This is a genomic window from Roseofilum sp. SBFL, assembly GCF_017746885.1.
Lineage (GTDB): Bacteria > Cyanobacteriota > Cyanobacteriia > Cyanobacteriales > Desertifilaceae > Roseofilum.
In genome coordinates this window covers 1-18,396 of the sequence record NZ_JAGHZH010000173.1, presented here as the reverse complement: position 1 = coordinate 18,396, position 18,396 = coordinate 1, and the positions used below count along the sequence as shown (strand labels likewise).

Sequence of the window (18,396 nt, the reverse complement as noted above, 5' to 3'; positions counted from 1 at the left end):
GTGAATTAGAATACACTCGTCAATTTAACGAAAAATGGGATAATTTGGAGAAATCTGGCAGGTTTTACCGGGCACTCAAATGAACAATCAGATGGCATTCATCCTCTCTACCCTCATATGGTCTACGGGAGGAGTGGCAAATTTGGCAGTGGTTGAACCTTCAACCGCTCAAGGGTTACAGGAAGAACAGCTTATTGCACAGGGGGGAAGATTAGATTCTGACATGCGGGATGCGATCGCCAATGAAGTAGAGGCGACGTTTTTTAGTACGATGATCTCCATGAATGCCTTGTTTGTGGCGTTTTTGGCGCTGTTTTTTGCCCTAGTGACCATTGGCTTTTGGCTCCAACTGCAACGGTTAAAGCAGCAAACGGAGTTTCATAAACAAGAGTTGGCCAGCTTTGAACAGGATGCGGTATCCTCGATTAAACAGACCATTGGTTCTGCCGAAACTGTGTTAGAGGCGATCGCTGAAAAGGAATTATTAGCTGAACAACAAATCAGTCACGCTAAGTCAGAAGCCGTATCGGAACTTAGGGAAATTGCGGCTGAGACCGAAAAAGCAAAAGATGAAATTTATCAAAAATTAGCGGAAGTTTTACCTCGGTTAACAGAAGCAGCCAATGCCGTGCAAAATGGGCATGGGGTAAGCAATGGAATCAATGGTACAAATGGGGCAAATGGTACAAATGGAGCAAATCCTGCCCAACCCCCTCCCCCTCCATCCTATTCTAAAGCAGCCAATGAGTATCTGAGGCAAGGAGATACCCAATTTTTGCAAGGTCGGTATCATGAAGCGATTACCCTTTACGATCAAGCGATCGCTCATCAAACCCATTTCCCTGAAGCCTGGAATAATCGTGGTGGTGCATTAGCCAAACTCGGCCGCCATTCAGAAGCGATCGCCTCCTACGATCGGGCGTTAAAATTACGGGAGAATTTTCCTGAAGCCTGGAATAATCGTGGTGGAACTTTGGCCAAATTACAACAATATGAAGAATCTTTAGAGTCCTATAATAAAGCCGTTGCGTATAAACAATCTGACCCCTTAATTTGGATGAATTTAGCCAATGTCTTGGTAAAACTTCAGCGCTATGAAGAAGCCGTTTCTGCCTATGATAAAGCGATTCAATATCGTGCCGACGATCCCTTACTTTGGCAACAACGCGGTAATTCTTTAGCCCAAATTCGGCGCTATGAACCTGCTTTAGATTCCTATAACCAGGTGCTGAGTTTGCAAGCCAATAATCCCGAAGTTTGGTATGCAAAAGGCTATGTTCTGTATGAATTACACCGAGATGAAGAAGCCCTGGAAGCCTACGATCGAGCGATCGAATTAGAAGAGAATAAAGCCGATTATTGGAATAATCGGGGCAATGTTTTAGAAAAATTAGATCGCTTTGATGAGGCAATTGCTTCCTATGAACAAGCCCTTCGCATACAACCTGATAAATATGAAGCCTGGGATAACCGGGGATATACTCTCAGTAAACTGAAACGCTATAAAGAAGCCCTATCCAGTCTTGATGAAGCCTTAAAATGTAAACCCGATCATGCCAATGCTCATTACAATAAAGCCTATTGTTATGCCTTAATGGGCGATCAAAAATCTTCCCTAATTAGTCTCCATCGCGCCATTAAAATTAATCCCATGTATCGGGAAGTGGCTCAAAATGATGCCGACTTAGAATCGGTTCGCAACCATCAGGTCTTTAAGCGAATCATGGCAGGAGAATTAAAAGTTGCTGGTTCTGCCTCTTAGGGGAACATGGGGAACACGGAGATAAAATCCTATGGTCTATTCCCTATTCCCCATTACGGCATCTCCTTGAAAATATGGCGTAAATCCCATTGATCTTCACAGCCATATCCTTTTTCTATCCACTCTTGTAAATTAGAGTCCACGAGGCGATAAAACTGCCCGCAACTGGGTTGATAAAATTGGCTAATTCCTGCCCAAATGAGGCTACGAATCACATCTAATCCAGTTTTTAAACTCGATTCTGTATTGCCAGGAATGCCTTGTTCTTTGACCGTATATGTTTCCATCCAGATGCCATGACTACCAAGGATAATTTGTCCTAACCATTGGGCGCGGGGGAGATGCCGAGCAGAGGTGATCGTTTGCACGTGGTGAACTCCCCATTGTTTCAGAATGGGTAATGTATAGTAAAAGTTTTCAAAGGTGGAATGGGCGCAGCGTTCTAACCACACTTGATTTTGGGGAGCTGCATTAACTTCAAATAGGCGAATAATGCACGGATCGTCAGCTCCTTGGGAGATTAAAATAGGAATGTTAGGATCATCTTTGGCAACTTGCGTCATATGGACTTCTCGGCGAATACTCCCCCCTAGCATTAAATAGGCATCAAGGGGAGATTGGGAAGCAGCAGAAAGTTTTTGTGACGTGGCGATCGCCCACCCACTGCCAATCACTATAATCAGACTAAGTCCTGCCAAAGTGCCAAACAGCAACCAACGAGGCAGCACCCAAGAGCCGAGTCGCGCCAAAATCTTCATCATCCCCTCCCAGCAAACCGACTATCCATGCGATTCTGAGTATAGGCGATCGCCATTTTGCTGAGTCGATGTAAAGTTATGTTATGTTCACTGGTCGCACAATAGGAAAAATGGCCCACAATAGGGAAAGTGAGATTTCCCCTTGAAGTAGACTCAAAGGGCTTCCTTGAGCATTTTGCCTTCTTCGATTAATTCAGTATTGCGGCTCATCGACTAAATTAATCGATAAAATGAAGATGAAGACCGAATAGGACGGCTCACTCTCTAACCTCCATCGCGAATAATCCCAATGAATTGGTATAAAAACTGCTTAAAACCGCTTCAGATTGCCTTGCTCAGTGGCACCTTAACTACCACAGCAAGCTTAGGTTTACTGGGTACAGCCTGGTGTCAATCCGTAAGTGCAGCCCTACAGGATAGTCCCAAATCCATTGTGGATGAAACCTGGCAAATTGTGAACCGCGAGTATGTTGACTCCAATTTTAATCAAGTCGATTGGTTAAATGTGCGACAGGATCTCCTGGATCGCCAATATACCAGTCCAGATCAAGCCTATAGAGCCATTCGAGCCGCTCTCAAACAGCTTAACGATCCCTATACCCGTTTTCTTGACCCGAAGCAGTTTCAACGACTGACCGAGCAAACCTCTGGGGAATTATCAGGGGTGGGTATTTCCTTAGAAATCCATCCCCAAACCCGCCGATTAACCGTGGTTAAACCCTATGAAAACTCTCCTGCCTTAAAAGCGGGGATTCTGGCTGGAGATATCATTCTAGCGATTGATGGTCAGTCTACGGAAGGCATGTCTCTACAAACGGTTAGCCAACTGATTCGGGGGGATGTGGGCAGTCAAGTTAAACTGAAACTAACCCGACCCGGATGGGGGCCCTTTGAATTAGAATTAGTCCGAGCTACGGTGGAAGTACCTGCGGTTAATTATGAAGTGAAACAAGAGGGTTCCCTAAGAGTCGGCTATATTCGCTTAGATGAATTTAGCTCCCACGCAGCAGAACAAATGGAGCGCTCGATTAAAGATTTAGAACATCAAAACGTTGATGGGTTTGTGTTGGATTTGCGCGGTAACCCAGGGGGATTATTAGAATCAAGCATTGAAATTGCCCGTATGTGGCTTGACAATGGGGCAATTGTCAGTACCATTGACCGCGATGGTAATTGGGAGTCTGTGCGAGCTAACCGTACTGCCTTAACGAAAAGACCTTTAGCGGTTTTAGTCGATCAAAAATCGGCTAGTTCTAGTGAAATTCTCACTGGCGCTCTGCAAGATAATCATCGCGCTCAAATTGTGGGAATGAAAACCTTTGGTAAAGCTTTAGTGCAGGCAGTTCATTCCCTCTCCGATGGCTCTGGATTAGCGGTGACCGTTGCCCATTATTACACGCCGAAGGGAACCGATATCAGTAAAATGGGGATTACGCCAGATGTAACGATAGAGTTGAGTCAACAAGAGCAACGGCGCTTAGTACGAAATGCCCGTTTACGTGCAACGTCTTCCGATCGCCATTATACCCAGGCGATCGCCTCTTTAGTCGCTCAATTGTCTCCGAAACCGTTAGCGACAACATTTGAAGAGTGATATAGCGCTTGCCCTAGCCAATAGGCAACACGCACTCTAGCAATAGCTCCCATTGCTTAGGTTCTAAGCCTTCAAGCTGTACTTCATAGAAGAGAGAATCGCCATAATGGGTAATAGATTAACTGTTTTTCCCTACTTTGGGGATAAGATGGCGATCGATACCGGTGGTGGCGGTTATGCTGGAAGAAATCTCTCAAAATAGGACAAATTTATGAAAGTTTCTACAGCATTTATTTCCGTACCGGACTATCTGGAAGCAGAAAAAATAAGTCCCATTCGCCATGAATATCTGGGCGGTCAAATCTTCGCCATGTCTGGGGGTAGCGAAGCACATAATCGGATTGCTATCAATATTGTCAGTCTCTTAAACATTCGCTTGCGGGGGAGTGGTTGTAAAACGTTCATGTCAGATATGAAAGTCAATATACCTATCGCTCGCGATACGGCAGACATTTTTTATTATCCCGATGTCATGGTGACTTGCGACCCCCAAGATACGGCAAAATATCATAAAACTCGTCCTTGTTTAATTGTGGAAGTACTTTCTCCTTCCACTGAAAGTTTAGATCGGCGAGAAAAATGGATAAATTATCAAAGTTTGCCCAGTTTACAGGAATATGTGCTCGTGTCGCAAACGGAAATGAAGGTGGAAATGTATCGACGGAATACAGCGGGAAATTGGTCTCTGGAAATTTTAGAGGAAGGCGATCGTTTAGAGTTAAATTCAGTAGGTTTAACCTTCACAATGACAGATATTTATGATGAGGTTTTGATGGAATAATTAATGATTTCTACTATTTCTAAATGTTGTAGATCATTATACAAGTTTCTTGATAAATATCTTCTATCGAACTCGTCGATTTTTAGCCAAGTATGCAGCGCTATATAGTATACTCTTTATCCTCTTTATCACCCCTTGAGTCTGATGACCCAACCTCTCAAATTACAAACCCTTCCAGCTCCCTGGATCTCCCCAGAAAACTTCGCCCCCTACGGTCAAGCGATCTGGGCTACTGATGACGACAAACCCTATGATTTCCAGGATGCCCAACTGATCCTCGATCGCGGAGAGCCTCGATTTTACATCATGCGCTTGCACCAAAACGGGCGACAATTTTCCGCCATTACCCGTCATCAAAACTGCACCCAATGCCTAGGATCGCTTGAAGGTAAAGATTGGTTTTTAGGCGTTGCACCACCGAGTGAAAACCCGCAACCTGACCTAAATGAGATCCGAGCCTTTCATATTCCTGGTAACTGCTTCGTGAAACTGCACCTGGGAACCTGGCACGCAGGGCCTTATATTGACCACGATCGGGTCGATTTTTATAACCTGGAATTAAGTGATACGAATATTACCGATCATCACACCTGTAATCTGCGCTCAAGTTATGGTGTAACGTTTGACATCATAGATCTTTAGGGCGCGATCGCCTGGAATCTTGGGGCACAACTTTGAGCCATAAGCTGATGATTTCATATTATTATACGTTTTTGAACAAACATCGTTATCTGGACTTCAATATGTTGAAATTTCAACACAATATCCAACACATTTGGTGGGATTTTGGGGAAACTCTTTATAAAACATTACCTACTTTTTATGAAAAGAAAACAAAACGATTTATAGAACTTTATGCTTCAATTATCGGGCAGACTGTAACTCCTCAGATAGAGCAGGAATGTCTACAAGCTTATGAAGAGCATGGCAGTCGCTGTATGGTTTTTATGAGCTTGGGCAAAGATAAAGATTTTTGGTTAAGAAATCGTAATATTTCTGTAAAAGACTACATCGTACCTGATGAATCCATTAAACAAACCTTTTACAAGTTGACTCAACGGTTTCCACCCCACTCCCTATTTAGTGGAAAGAAACGCAATGATACGAAAGAAATGCTAAGATATATAGGCATTGATATAAATATTTTTGCACATATTATCACTAACGATGAGTTACATTATCCTAAACCTAATAGCGAAGGTTTTAACAAAATTCTTCAGCTATCCAATATATCTGCTCAAGAGATTTTATATATTGGAGATAGAATAAAAGCAGATTTGATGCCCGCAAAAAAAGCTGGTATGAGAACCGCATTGATGAGTCTGAATAAAAAAAATGAACCAAATGAGGAAGAGATAAATTATGTTGACTATATTATAAAGCACCCTGCTGAAATACTGGATGCTACTATAGCTGTAGCGACCCGCAAACATCGAGACTCTGACCCACAAACAGAGGGATTTTGAGACCCAATTTAGGATCGCCAGCTCCACTCAGGAAAATGCGCAGAGGTGATGGTTGAGCGAAGCGGTGGCAAGGGAGCAGAATATTCTTGATTTATAGCAAATGGTCTTTTTTCGCTCCCTTACCATAAACCATCGCTGTAGCAAGCATTTTCCCTACAAGTTGGGTTGCCAACGTACAGTCAATCAATTATTGTTTCGCCACTCCCAAGGTGGAATAGGGTTACCTGTTCACAACCCAATCTTTTTCTGTTTAGCGATTGATCGCCTCCCCGTCAGAAATTCCCATTTTATTTGGGCAGTTACCAGAGTAGCGCTTGTAGTGCCAGACGTATTGTCGACTTTAGTAGACTGCCAAGGCGCAACTAAGCTCATTCATTTATCTCTCAATGAGATGGAACAGCAACAACTACATCATTCAGCACAAGTGCTACAGGAGATTATTAGTCAACTGGATTTGTAGGGTTCAGGGACTTTAGGGGCGCTCTCTCCTAACTATTGCTCATAATGCGCCAAAGATTTTCCCACTCCCTGCTTCAAGAGGCACGAAATGCTCGAAAATAAAGATGCTGAAGATCCGAGCATCAGCTTTTTATGAGTATAAAGACCATTTCAACTCAACCGTTTACCGACCAAAAACCGGGAACCTCCGGTTTACGCAAACAGGTTCCGGTATTTCAACAACCGCATTATTTGGAAAATTTCATCCAATCCATTTTTGATAGTTTAGAGGACTTTCAGGGTAAAACCTTAGTTTTAGGTGGAGATAGTCGCTATTATAACCGACCAGCTATCCAGACGATTTTGAAAATTGCGGCCGCAAATGGTGTAGGTCGAACTCTAGTGGGACAAGGAGGAATTTTATCCACTCCTGCTGCTTCTTGCATTATCCGTAAAAATGGGGCATTTGGAGGTATTGTTCTTTCTGCTAGTCATAACCCAGGAGGGCCAGAAGGGGATTTTGGCGTGAAGTATAACGTCAGTAATGGCGGGCCAGCTCCAGAAAAGGTGACCAGCGCCATTTACGATCGCTCCAAAACCATCGATCGCTATACAATCTTAGAAGCGGCCGACCTCAATCTTGACCAGTTAGGCAGCTTCAAACTAGGAGATATGAGCGTCGAGGTGATTAACTCGGTTGCTGACTATGCCGAGTTGATGGAGTCCCTGTTTGACTTTAACGTGATTCGCGATTACCTCAGTTCTGGCCAGTTTCGCATGTGTATGGACTCCCTGCACGCCGTTACCGGGCCCTATGCCAAAGAACTGTTTGAAACTCGTCTCGGAGCACCTGCGGGAACCGTGCAAAATGGAGTTCCCCTAGAAGACTTTGGTGGCGGTCATCCCGATCCGAACTTAGTCTACGCCCATGATTTAGTCGAGATTCTCTATGGAGATAATGCACCTGACTTTGGTGCAGCGTCTGATGGAGACGGCGATCGCAATATGATATTGGGCAACCACTTTTTTGTTACCCCTAGCGATAGTTTAGCCGTCCTCGCCGCCAACGCCACCCTCGTCCCCGGATACAAAGAAGGCCTAGCCGGCATTGCCCGTTCCATGCCCACCAGTGAAGCACCAGATCGCGTGGCCGAAAAACTGGGTATCGACTGTTACGAAACGCCCACCGGCTGGAAATTCTTTGGTAATCTTCTCGATGCTGGAAAAGCCACCCTTTGCGGCGAAGAAAGTTTTGGAACCGGTTCCAATCACGTACGCGAAAAAGATGGTCTCTGGGCCGTTTTATTTTGGCTCAATATCCTCGCGGTTAAACAGCAATCTGTCGAGGAAATTGTCCAAGAACATTGGCAAACCTACGGTCGGAATTACTATTCTCGTCATGACTATGAAGGAGTAGAGACTAAACCCGCTAATACCTTAATGGAAAACTTGCGCTCTCTCGTTCCTACACTCCAAGGAAAACAGTATGGAAAGTATGAAGTCAAATATGCCGATGACTTCAGCTATACTGACCCCATAGATGGTAGTGTAGCAACGAAACAAGGGATTCGCATTGGGTTTACCGATGGCTCGCGTATTGTCTTCCGTTTATCCGGAACTGGAACCCAAGGGGCAACTTTGCGCGTGTATTTAGAACGATATGAACCCGATTCTAAAGCACATCATCAAGACCCACAAGAGGCTTTAGCTTCTTTAATTGAACTCGCTGACGAAATTGCTCAAATCCAAGCTTTAACCGGCAGAGAAAAACCCACCGTAATCACTTAATCTCTGGAGAGGAAGAACTAAAAAAAGGGGCCCCCAGCCCCTTGCCCTTGAAATGAGTCAAGGCATAGATTAAACACAATAGGAGGTAAATTGAGTGTTTATGGCTGCGCTAGAAACGATTAAATTATTTCAAAAACAACCCGAACCACGCCACTTTAAGGTGGGCGATATTATCTTTGAAGATGGCCATAAAGGGCAACATATGTATGGCATCATTGAAGGAACGGTGGAATTAAAAGTCAATGGTGAAGTTGTCGAAACTATTGAAAAGGGTGATGTATTTGGGGAAGGTGCTTTAGTGCATCACGAAGGGACTCGCGCTTCTACCGCAGTAGCAAAAACTGATTGCACCCTAGCATTTATCGATAAAGGGCGCTTTTTATTTGCGGTGCAAGAAACGCCAGAATTTGCCCTAGAGGTGCTCCGGAGTTATTCTGATCGCTTGCGACGGCTTAAACGTCATGAAATGTAAGCCCTACGTGCTAGTCATGGGTAATTCGTGAAGCGCTATACTTTAATCCTAAAATAATCCTTAAACTTTTTTGCCATACCCCCTAAATTTTTAAGGGTTATTTAATTTCAGGACAGAACTCGAATTCCTATGATTGAATTAGGCAAGTTGTATCTTTCCAAAGACTTGCCTAATTCAATCGTTATTAGGAGATAATATGAGTCAGACGTTACTCGAACAACTGCGCCAAATGACAGTTGTAGTTGCCGATACGGGGGATATGCAATCGATGGAAAAATTCACCCCCCGCGATGCGACCACGAATCCCTCTTTGATTACTGCAGCCGCTCAAATGCCGGAATATCAAGAGATTGTCGATAGTACGGTGAAAAAAGCCAGAAAAGACTTAGGAAATGCAGCAACGATTCAGGAGGTGGCTAATTTAGCCTTCGATCGCCTAGCTGTCGAATTTGGGCTAAAAATCTTGGATATTATCTCCGGACGGGTGTCTACAGAAGTAGATGCTCGCTTATCCTATGATACGGAAGGCACGATCGCCAAAGCTAGAGACATTATCGCCCAATATGAAGCGGCTGGGGTATCTCGCGATCGCATCTTAATTAAAATTGCTTCCACTTGGGAAGGCATCCAAGCAGCAGAAATTCTGGAAAAAGAAGGTATCCATTGTAATTTAACCCTCTTGTTTGGATTCCACCAGGCGATCGCCTGCGCAGAAGCCGGAGTTACCCTAATCTCCCCCTTTGTGGGTCGGATTTTAGACTGGTACAAGAAACAAACGGGACGCGATAGCTATCCCTCTGCCGAAGATCCCGGTGTATTGTCGGTCACTAAAATCTACAACTACTACAAGAAATTTGGCTATTCCACGGAAGTCATGGGAGCCAGTTTCCGCAACATTGGCGAAATCACTGAATTAGCGGGATGCGATCTACTCACGATTTCCCCGAAACTCCTAGGGGAACTCGATGCAACGGTTGGGGAATTACCAAGAAAACTCTGTCCAGATGCAGCTCAGGAAATGGCGATCGAAAAAATCCCCATGGATAAGGACACCTTCGACAAAATGCACGCTGAAGATCCCATGGCTTCAGAAAAACTCGACGAAGGGATTAAAGGATTCTCTAAAGCCTTAGAACAGTTAGAGAGTCTTTTGGCAGAGCGCTTAAATCACTTAGAAGCAACCGTTGCCGTTTAATCTGTCGAAAAAAGTCGTAGGGGCGAAAAACTTTTCGCCCCTACAGTAGGCTCGGCGGGATCATACATCCTAATGAGAATTACTAAAATTATGTTGTCAATTTTTCATTATGTAGGGGCGATGTACCTCTCACCTCTACAGGATCTATCCATTCTTATTCATCAATTCTTCGGAGAAAATATCATAAAATCTTTGCACAAAGCGATCGCCGTTTACACTGCTCTCTCGATTATTGGCAGTTTGGGCACATTCTTAACGTTGAGATACTTAAAATCTCGCCAGTTTTCTCAAGGGATAGCCCACGCAGAACAGGGAAATTATACTGAAGCGATTGCAGAGTATACTGAAGTTTTGGCTAAGAATGCCAAGCAAGCAGAGGTTTACAATAATCGAGCTACTGCTAACTTTGAAGCCGGAAATTATGCAGAAGCGATCGCTGATTTTGATCAAGCACTGGAGTTAGACCCTAATCTTACACAAGCTTACTACAACCGAGGTTATACTCGCTACCGTACCTTAGATGTAGAAGGGGCGATCGCTTCTTTTATCTCAATGATGTTGATTTACATCCTTGGAGGGCAGAACTCGAAAGTATCACCCTCGCGGAAGTGATTCGTGAAAATTCTACAGTAACTTCTATTCAAGACCAAGCTTTTCTAGCCAGTCAAGATATAGTGAATTCGATTAACAATGAGACATTGTTGTAGGGGCAGGTTTGAAACCCGCCCCTTGTATCTTAAGAGAGTAGGAGATCGGGCCAAGTCAGAGATCGTTAAACAGCCAGCTCCATCGATGTAGATAAGGAGGGAAATAAAGAATAGACAAGACAACAGTTCCAGTGGGTTAGAGGAGAGGGAAAAGAAAGAAATGCTCTCTCTTCTGATGCCCTAAGTACAGTTTCCGTAGAAAATAGGAGTGATGTGGCATCCGTTGAGTTGAAGCGGCCCCGCCCCTTAGATACAGTTCTTCTAAGCTAGTAGTCATTGTGGAGGATGGTGCTGATGTTTGGTAACTTTCAGCTTACTCCATCCTCCTTTCCTTATCCCGAACTCAGGTTAGTCTAAAAAACGTTAACGATTAGGGGTCAACAAGCATTGACCCCTGATGTAAATTAAGCCTCAACAGCCACCTTATCCACAACCAGATTATCATTCACCTCTGGAGAATTAGCTTCCGAAGGAGGAACGACTTGCCAGAACTTAGGCAAATAGGTTTCCCAGTTCTCTAAAATCATCTTGGCTTTCGGACTTCCCGTGCGGGAATAGTGCAACTCAATCAACTCTCGCACAGACGCTGCACCCACCTTCGAGGTTACCCGTTGAAGGGTCACAATCTCGGTATTAATTTTTTCCGGGAAATTCTCATCTTCATCAAGAATATAAGCCAATCCTCCGGTCATCCCTGCCCCCACATTGCGGCCAGTCGATCCGAGAACCACAACCACACCACCCGTCATATACTCGCAGCAGTGGTCGCCCGCCCCTTCAATGACAGCTTTGCCGAGGGAGTTGCGAACCGCAAAACGCTCTCCAGCTTGACCATTGGCAAACAGAGTACCGCCGGTTGCACCATAGAGACAGGTATTGCCGACAATGACATTTTCCGAGGGGTCAAATGTTGCATTGGTTGCTGGAACGATGACAATTTCGCCCCCATGCATTCCTTTACCCACATAATCATTCGCATCTCCGGTCAGGTGCAGGTGCATTCGGGGTAAATTAAATGCACCAAAACTTTGCCCCGCATTGCCGGTAAAGGACAGTTTCAACTCTCCGCTAAAGCCGCTATTGCCGTAGCGACGGGCAATTTCACCAGAGATTCGCGCTCCTACGGAGCGGTCAGTGTTGACAATTTTCCAGGTTTTGCTCACCTTGCCTTGTTCAGAAATAGCGGATTTAATCTGGGCATCGGCTAAGATGTCATCATCTAAAACCGGGCCGTTGGAGTGAACGGGGCCGTGGCCCAGCCAACTGCGATCGCTTCTAGTATCAGGTAAATCGTCAATTAGGGACAGGACATGAATATGGTTAGTTTTCGCTAACTCCACATTCCGCACCTGCAATAGGTCAGCACGACCGATAATTTCGTTTAAGGAACGATAGCCCAACCGAGCCAAGAGTTGACGTACTTCTTCAGCGACAAAATAGAAGAAGTTGACCACATGACCGGGGATACCGGTAAACTTCTGGCGCAGTCTCTCCTGTTGGGTTGCCACTCCCACGGGGCAATTATTGGTGTGGCAAATGCGAGCCATAATGCAGCCTTCGGCAATCATGGCAATGGAGCCAAATCCATATTCTTCAGCTCCCAAGAGTGCGGCCATGAGAACATCCCAGCCAGTTTTGAGACCGCCATCAGCCCGGAGCAAAACGCGATCGCGCAATCCATTTTCCATCAGCATCCGATGCACTTCAGTTACGCCCAATTCCCAGGGCACTCCCGCATGTTTAATCGAACTCAGGGGACTCGCACCCGTTCCACCATCGTGGCCGGAAATTTGGATAATATCGGCATTAGCTTTAGCGACTCCACAGGCAACTGTACCGATACCAACTTCTGACACCAGTTTGACACTCACGCCTGCATTCGGATTAATTTGATGCAGGTCAAAAATAAGCTGTGCTAAATCTTCAATGGAATAAATATCGTGGTGGGGAGGAGGAGAAATCAGAGGTACACCGGGTTTAGATCTCCGCAACATGGCGATATAGGGACTCACCTTTTTACCGGGAAGTTGGCCCCCTTCTCCGGGTTTGGCTCCTTGGGCCATCTTAATCTCAATCTGCTTGCCATTCATCAGGTATTCAGGAGTCACGCCAAAGCGCCCCGAAGCCACCTGTTTAATGGCACTGCTGGCCGTATCTCCAGCTTGCAGACCCTTGAGGTGGGCAAAACTAGCACTATTTCCTTCACCATCGACATCGTGAAGGGTGGTATAGCGCAAGGGATCTTCGCCCCCTTCTCCAGAGTTCGATTTACCGCCCAGACGGTTCATGGCGATCGCTAAAGTTTCATGGGCTTCCCGTCCCAAGGCTCCTAGGGACATTCCCCCGGTACAGAACCGTTTAACAATGTTTTCGACCGGTTCTACTTCTTCGAGGGGAATAGATTGAGTATCGGGGCGAAACTCCAGTAAATCCCGCAGGGCACAAGGGGGACGCTCTTGCAGCATTTTTTGGTACAACTCGTAATGGTCATATCCTGCGCGTGCCTCTGTAGGGGAGAGTTTACCGTTATTACCACCAGAGGTAGGGGCGGGTTCAGGGGATTTTTGGTCATCCAACCCAGATTTTGGTGAACCCGCCCCTACCGCGCGAACGGCCTTGTGGAGAGCCTTGGACATTTCCGGAGAATTCATGTGATATTCTAGGCCGGTACGATACTGAACAAAACCGCGATTTTCCAGTTTTTTGCCTTCGAGTTCTGGGAACGCCTTGGCATGAAATTGTAGAGTTTCTTGGGCTAATTCATCCAGAGATAAACCGCCAACGCGCGATACTGTTCCTTCAAAGGCTAGATCCAGCAACTCTTCACCAATACCGATCGCCTCAAAAATCTGTGCCCCATGATAGGAAGAGAGTAGAGAAATCCCCATTTTCGATAAAATCTTCAGCAGTCCCAACTCGATCGCATGGCGGGTGTTATCTAAGGCTTGTTCCATGGAGATCTTGGGCAGTTTGCCGCGCTCCATAAACCCTTGGGTGCGATCGCTGCTCCACCAATGACGCACCGTTTCTAAAGCTAGATAGGGACACACTGCCGACGCACCATAGCCCACTAAACAGGCCACATGATGGGTACTCCAACATTGAGCTGTATCGATCACAATGGAGGTTTCACAGCGCAGTTGATTGCGAATCAAATGGTAGTGAACTGCACCGGTTGCCACTAGGGGCGGAATATAGGTTTGGTCGAGGGTAATATTGCGGTCTGTAAGAACAACCACTTTCGCGCCTTCTCTGACTGCGGTATCTACGCGATCGCACAGTTGGTCAATGGCAACCTTCAGGGATTCTCCCACCGGATACAATGTGGAAACCTCCCGCGCTTTGAGTAGGGAATGTTCCAGCGTTGATAACTCCGCCTCACTTAAAATCGGTGTCGGCAGGCGCAATTGGGTCGTTTTCCGGGACTGAGGATCGAGCAGGTTAGGATGGTCGCCTAAACGAATTTGCAGAGACATCACCAATTTTTCCCGCAGGGGGTCAATGGGGGGGTTCGTGACCTGAGCGAAGCGCTGCTTAAAGTAGTCATACAGCACATGAGGTTTCTGGGACAGCACTGCTAAGGGAATATCATCCCCCATGCAGAAGGTTGGCTCTTTGCCCAGTTCAGCCATGGACTGTACCACCATTTCCACATCTTCCGAGGTATAGCCAAAAGCAGTTTGGGATCTGAGTAGAGTTTTCTCGTCTAGGTTTAGGTGAGTATCCCAAGGCAGTTCGGCAAGATCGTGGGTTCCTGCTTTCAGCCATTCTCCATAGGGATATTGACTGGCGACCTGTTGTTTAATTTCCCAGTTGTGCAGTACTTGGTGATTTTCCAGGTCAATGGCCATCATTTGTCCCGGGCCTAAGCGACCTTTTTCGATGACCTCGGATTCATCCAGGAGAATACTACCGGTTTCCGAAGCAATCACAATATAGCCATCTTTGGTTAAACTGTAGCGAGCTGGGCGCAGACCATTGCGGTCTAGGGCTGCTCCCACATAGCGACCATCGCTAAACACCAGTAGGGCTGGGCCATCCCACGGTTCTTGGATGCCGGCATAGTATTCGTAAAAGTCGATAATTTCTTGACGATTGTCTAAAGCCGGTTGATTGTGGAAGGCTTCGGGAACCAGGATCATTAAGGCTTCCATGGGGGTGCGTCCGGAGAGTACCATCAACTCGAAGACATTATCGAGGTTAGCCGAGTCGGAGGCGCTGCGGTTGGTCAGAGGAAGCAGTTCTTTCAGGCGATCGCCCCATACGGGTGAGGTAAATTCGATTTCGCGAGTCCGCATCCAGTTCAAATTGCCCAAGAGGGTGTTAATTTCCCCGTTATGCCCCAACATTCGTAGGGGTTGGGCTAACGACCATCTTGGCATCGTGTTTGTACTGAATCTACGGTGAAAAATAGCATAACTGCTGGTATAGAGAGGATTTTTCAGATCTAGGTAAAAGTCTCCCAAGATAACGGAGCGTACCATGCCTTTGTAGAGAATTTGGCGAGTAGAAAAGGAAACAATATAGATCTCAACTCCGGAGCGATCGGCATCTAAATGGGTTTTCTTCCGAGTTAAATACAACAGGCGCTCTAGCTCCTGTCCCGATAGATTTGGAGACTCAACGAGTAATTGCTCAATTTGTGGTTCATTTTCCCGTGCTTGGGGCCCTAAAATCTCCAAGTTAACTGGAACCACGCGCCATCCAAGTGGCTTCAACCCTTCTTCTCTCAGATGTTGTTCAAATAAGGCTTTGGCTTTGTTGCGGGCCGATCCATCCTGGGGTAAAAAGACCATTGCCACTCCCATATGGCTAGGACTTGGCAGCGTAATGTCTTCTGTCTGGCTCCAGTCTTGGAATAAGTCCCAGGGAATACCGGTCATTACCCCCGCCCCATCTCCAGAGTCTCGATCGGCGCTACAACCTCCCCGATGTTCGAGACAGGTTAAACCCGATAAGGCTTTGGTAATTAAATCATGGCTGGCAATCCCTTGGGGATGGGCAATGACTCCCACCCCACAGGCATCTCGTTCTTCTGTGAGTTGGCGTAAAACTTTTTCTTCTCGTCCTGAAGTCCCCAGGTCGGAAGAACCAGTTAGTGGATGCAGTTGATCTTGAGTTAAAATTCTGTCCATGGGATTCATCAAAGGTATTTTTGGATTGGGAGTTTCTGACGCTGCGTGCTTTTTGTGCTATAGGAGCTGGTCAACTCAGCGATGCAGACATCATATCCCTATTGATCGATAAGATTTCGTATCAATTACTGCTGGATGTTGGCAGGGATCTTGCTTTCTGTCGGGACAAGCGAATCCAGAGAGTGCTGTGTATTTACCCGCCCCGAATTTGATGTGGATAATGATTGTATCGAATTCTAGTCAGTTCTGGCAATTGTTTCGATCTTGGAGGCATGGTAGACGCGAAGTTTCTTCTCGAAGAGTACTCCCAAGATTGGCCGGCTTTCATCCCGATGCTCGTCTAGTCCCTTCAGCAATGTGCAGCACGAGGACAACTTTAAAGATCCAGTTGATCCAGCAAAACGCGATGATTTCCCCAAACCGGAAAATGCAAAAAATTGCGGATCAACTCGCTGAAAACGATGATTATTGCGAAAGTTCAGAGGAAATTGATAGCACGCCGTTACATTCCGTTACAGACTCAACGCCAGGGACTGAGGCGTTAAAGGTGGGCGATCGCAGGGGATTCTTGATTGAGAACTTATTCACAGAGAAGCCGGTTCCCTGTTGTGGGTTGGTTCACGAAATAAGGGGTAACCGAGTGTTGGTCACCGCTAGAGCGAATGATTCGATAAACTTGGGAGACCTCGGCTCTAACATGTGGGATAAGAAAAGGCTGCCCACACAGACAGATAAGCTTTTTATCCCCTGGCGCTTGTTGAGGAAGTTTCTCTCCATCCCCAAGCCTCCGGATCGATCGCAACCCTCACCCAACCCTGAATTACCCAAGAAGGGCGATCGCGTCTACGTCCCCTTAGACGGGTACTGGGAATTAGTGGAAGTGCAACGAGTTCACAAGAATGTTTTCGCTGGCAGCCGGCTCACCCAGTTTGCTCGGGAAACCTTAAAGATCCCCATTGTCAATGGTTTGAAAGAGTGGAGACCACAGCCCGACCCGGTTTACATCGATGAGAGTGCTGGCATCAAAGACAAGAAGGGATGGGTGCAGGGGTGGCACATCACCCGCATCGATCGGCACATTTGATCGCGTCGCTAAACGCATCAGTCTAATTAATCGAGGCGGGTCTATCCAACTTCGATGGACATTTTCAGAGAAGCGATACCATTTGTCCATTCCAGGAGCCATCAGCAAAGCAAGCATCGAAGCGGCTTACGCTAAAGCGAACGCGATCGCGACCTGCCACCGTCATTTCGAGTCACTGCAACCAGCCATCCGGTTGCACCTGCCCGAAACCAAACTCAAACCCCAATTGCCCAAAAGAGTAAAGCGGCCAATCGAATGGTTTCCCCCAGAGGAGGTCAAAGCCATCTTGCAAGCGTTTAAAACCGACCGGTTTTCCTCTCCCTTTGCCCCAGTTCCTCACAGCTACTATTACCCCTATGTCTGTTTCCTCGCTTATACCGGGTGCAGACCCGAAGAGGCGATCTCCCTGCTGTGGTCTGACTTGTTTTGGCCCCAGGCTAGTTGCGAAGCTTCCATCACCAAAGTCTTTTCTAAAAACATCCTCAAGCCGTACACCAAAAACCACCTCATCCGAAACATCCCCATCTCCCTAGCCCTTCAGGACCTATTAGAGGAGCGAAAGAGGCGATCGGGCTTAGTCTTCCCCTCACCTCACAAGAAGCACATCGACCAAAGCAACTTTTCTAGTCGGGTCTGGAATTGCGTCCTCCACTCCTTAGTAGCCGAAGGAGAAATCCGCAAGCGCCTACGCCCCTACTGCCTACGCCATTCCTTCGTCACCAACATCCATCACGAACATGGAGTCCCCTTCCCCACCATTGCCCACCTCATTGGCGACAAAATTGAAACCGTCATCCGCTTTTACTCAGGAACCAAACCCTTAACCACCCAAACCTTCCCCAACCTCTATTAAACCCCTCCAAACTGGTACGATTTGGGATCGGAATTTTCAATCCAGATTGCGCCCCCTGTAAGGGCTAGTGAGTTCTATCCCCAGAAAAAACATGCCCAAAAGTGGTACGATTTTGGTACAGGGCAATTTTCCCCCCCCCAAATCCGAATCGCTGAAACCCTTGCTGTGACTGGGATGGACGTAACGGGGCTCGAACCGGTGACCCATTAATTAGCTAACGCTATTTGAATGGCTAGAAGCTATACCTGGTTTGCATCCTAAAACCTTAAAAAGGAAATAGGTGCAAAATAGGTGCAAAACTGGAAAGACTATCTAGATCGTTCCTGGTCGATGGTGAATGAGTATTTCCACTCTAACTCCATC

General features: G+C 46.3%; 14 protein-coding genes. 12 read left to right on the top strand and 2 right to left on the bottom strand.

The window, feature by feature from the left end; genetic code table 11:
- The first annotated feature begins 79 nt into the window (after positions 1 to 79).
- The gene (locus J7545_RS18445; RefSeq protein ID WP_318719982.1) at positions 80 to 1,762 is read left to right on the top strand and encodes a tetratricopeptide repeat protein; all 1,683 of its coding nucleotides are present in this window, start codon (positions 80 to 82) and stop codon (positions 1,760 to 1,762) included.
- 53 nt (positions 1,763 to 1,815) lie between these two features.
- Here the strand turns inward: J7545_RS18445 and J7545_RS18440 are convergent, their stop codons facing one another.
- Positions 1,816 to 2,523: a YdcF family protein gene (locus J7545_RS18440; RefSeq protein ID WP_318698263.1), complete on the bottom strand. Its 708-nt coding sequence runs from the start codon at positions 2,521 to 2,523 to the stop codon at positions 1,816 to 1,818.
- A 286-nt stretch (positions 2,524 to 2,809) separates the two neighbouring features.
- Between J7545_RS18440 and ctpB the strand changes: the two genes are divergently transcribed.
- The 9 genes from ctpB to J7545_RS18395 all read left to right on the top strand — a co-directional run bounded on the left by ctpB (position 2,810) and on the right by J7545_RS18395 (position 10,866).
- Positions 2,810 to 4,114 (top strand): carboxyl-terminal processing protease CtpB, encoded by a 1,305-nt coding sequence (gene ctpB, locus J7545_RS18435; RefSeq protein ID WP_318698262.1) that lies wholly within the window; start codon positions 2,810 to 2,812, stop codon positions 4,112 to 4,114.
- Positions 4,115 to 4,325: 211 nt separating this feature from the next.
- Positions 4,326 to 4,895 carry a Uma2 family endonuclease gene (locus tag J7545_RS18430; RefSeq protein WP_318698261.1) on the top strand — a complete coding sequence of 190 codons (570 nt, stop codon included), beginning with the start codon at positions 4,326 to 4,328 and terminating at the stop codon, positions 4,893 to 4,895.
- Positions 4,896 to 5,039: 144 nt separating this feature from the next.
- Entirely contained in the window at positions 5,040 to 5,537 is a 498-nt protein-coding gene (locus tag J7545_RS18425) for an ureidoglycolate lyase (protein WP_318698260.1), read from the top strand.
- Positions 5,538 to 5,638: 101 nt separating this feature from the next.
- Entirely contained in the window at positions 5,639 to 6,361 is a 723-nt protein-coding gene (locus J7545_RS18420) for an HAD family hydrolase (protein ID WP_318698259.1), read from the top strand.
- Between the two features lie 100 nt (positions 6,362 to 6,461).
- Complete coding sequence (locus J7545_RS18415; protein ID WP_318719981.1) at positions 6,462 to 6,821, top strand: hypothetical protein; 360 nt, start codon at positions 6,462 to 6,464, stop codon at positions 6,819 to 6,821.
- A 131-nt stretch (positions 6,822 to 6,952) separates the two neighbouring features.
- Positions 6,953 to 8,587, top strand: a complete 1,635-nt coding sequence (locus tag J7545_RS18410) for an alpha-D-glucose phosphate-specific phosphoglucomutase (RefSeq protein ID WP_318698257.1) — start codon at positions 6,953 to 6,955, stop codon at positions 8,585 to 8,587.
- 100 nt (positions 8,588 to 8,687) lie between these two features.
- A complete protein-coding gene (locus tag J7545_RS18405; protein WP_318698256.1) occupies positions 8,688 to 9,059 on the top strand; it encodes a cyclic nucleotide-binding domain-containing protein in 372 nt (123 codons plus the stop codon).
- A gap of 196 nt (positions 9,060 to 9,255) precedes the next feature.
- A complete protein-coding gene (locus tag J7545_RS18400) occupies positions 9,256 to 10,254 on the top strand; it encodes a transaldolase (protein ID WP_318698255.1) in 999 nt (332 codons plus the stop codon).
- A 90-nt stretch (positions 10,255 to 10,344) separates the two neighbouring features.
- Positions 10,345 to 10,866, top strand: coding sequence for a tetratricopeptide repeat protein (locus tag J7545_RS18395; protein ID WP_318698254.1), 522 nt, complete (start codon positions 10,345 to 10,347; stop codon positions 10,864 to 10,866).
- 499 nt (positions 10,867 to 11,365) lie between these two features.
- On the opposite strand, the gene J7545_RS18390 is transcribed toward J7545_RS18395, so the two are convergent.
- Positions 11,366 to 16,096 carry a glutamate synthase-related protein gene (locus J7545_RS18390; RefSeq protein ID WP_318698253.1) on the bottom strand — a complete coding sequence of 1,577 codons (4,731 nt, stop codon included), beginning with the start codon at positions 16,094 to 16,096 and terminating at the stop codon, positions 11,366 to 11,368.
- 427 nt (positions 16,097 to 16,523) lie between these two features.
- Between J7545_RS18390 and J7545_RS18385 the strand changes: the two genes are divergently transcribed.
- Positions 16,524 to 17,180: a hypothetical protein gene (locus tag J7545_RS18385; RefSeq protein ID WP_318698252.1), complete on the top strand. Its 657-nt coding sequence runs from the start codon at positions 16,524 to 16,526 to the stop codon at positions 17,178 to 17,180.
- Between the two features lie 82 nt (positions 17,181 to 17,262).
- A complete protein-coding gene (locus J7545_RS18380) occupies positions 17,263 to 18,033 on the top strand; it encodes a tyrosine-type recombinase/integrase (protein ID WP_318698251.1) in 771 nt (256 codons plus the stop codon).
- The last annotated feature ends 363 nt before the right edge of the window (positions 18,034 to 18,396 follow it).

Coding starts and splice junctions, on each gene's coding strand:
- J7545_RS18425 (WP_318698260.1), top strand. CDS start 5,040: ATGACCCAACCTCTCAAATTACAAACCCTTCCAGCTCCCTGGATCTCC.
- J7545_RS18395 (WP_318698254.1), top strand. CDS start 10,345: ATGTTGTCAATTTTTCATTATGTAGGGGCGATGTACCTCTCACCTCTA.
- J7545_RS18400 (WP_318698255.1), top strand. CDS start 9,256: ATGAGTCAGACGTTACTCGAACAACTGCGCCAAATGACAGTTGTAGTT.
- J7545_RS18390 (WP_318698253.1), bottom strand. CDS start 16,096: ATGGACAGAATTTTAACTCAAGATCAACTGCATCCACTAACTGGTTCT.
- J7545_RS18405 (WP_318698256.1), top strand. CDS start 8,688: ATGGCTGCGCTAGAAACGATTAAATTATTTCAAAAACAACCCGAACCA.
- J7545_RS18440 (WP_318698263.1), bottom strand. CDS start 2,523: ATGATGAAGATTTTGGCGCGACTCGGCTCTTGGGTGCTGCCTCGTTGG.
- J7545_RS18385 (WP_318698252.1), top strand. CDS start 16,524: ATGCAAAAAATTGCGGATCAACTCGCTGAAAACGATGATTATTGCGAA.
- J7545_RS18445 (WP_318719982.1), top strand. CDS start 80: ATGAACAATCAGATGGCATTCATCCTCTCTACCCTCATATGGTCTACG.
- J7545_RS18410 (WP_318698257.1), top strand. CDS start 6,953: ATGAGTATAAAGACCATTTCAACTCAACCGTTTACCGACCAAAAACCG.
- J7545_RS18420 (WP_318698259.1), top strand. CDS start 5,639: ATGTTGAAATTTCAACACAATATCCAACACATTTGGTGGGATTTTGGG.
- J7545_RS18415 (WP_318719981.1), top strand. CDS start 6,462: ATGGTCTTTTTTCGCTCCCTTACCATAAACCATCGCTGTAGCAAGCAT.
- ctpB (WP_318698262.1), top strand. CDS start 2,810: ATGAATTGGTATAAAAACTGCTTAAAACCGCTTCAGATTGCCTTGCTC.
- J7545_RS18430 (WP_318698261.1), top strand. CDS start 4,326: ATGAAAGTTTCTACAGCATTTATTTCCGTACCGGACTATCTGGAAGCA.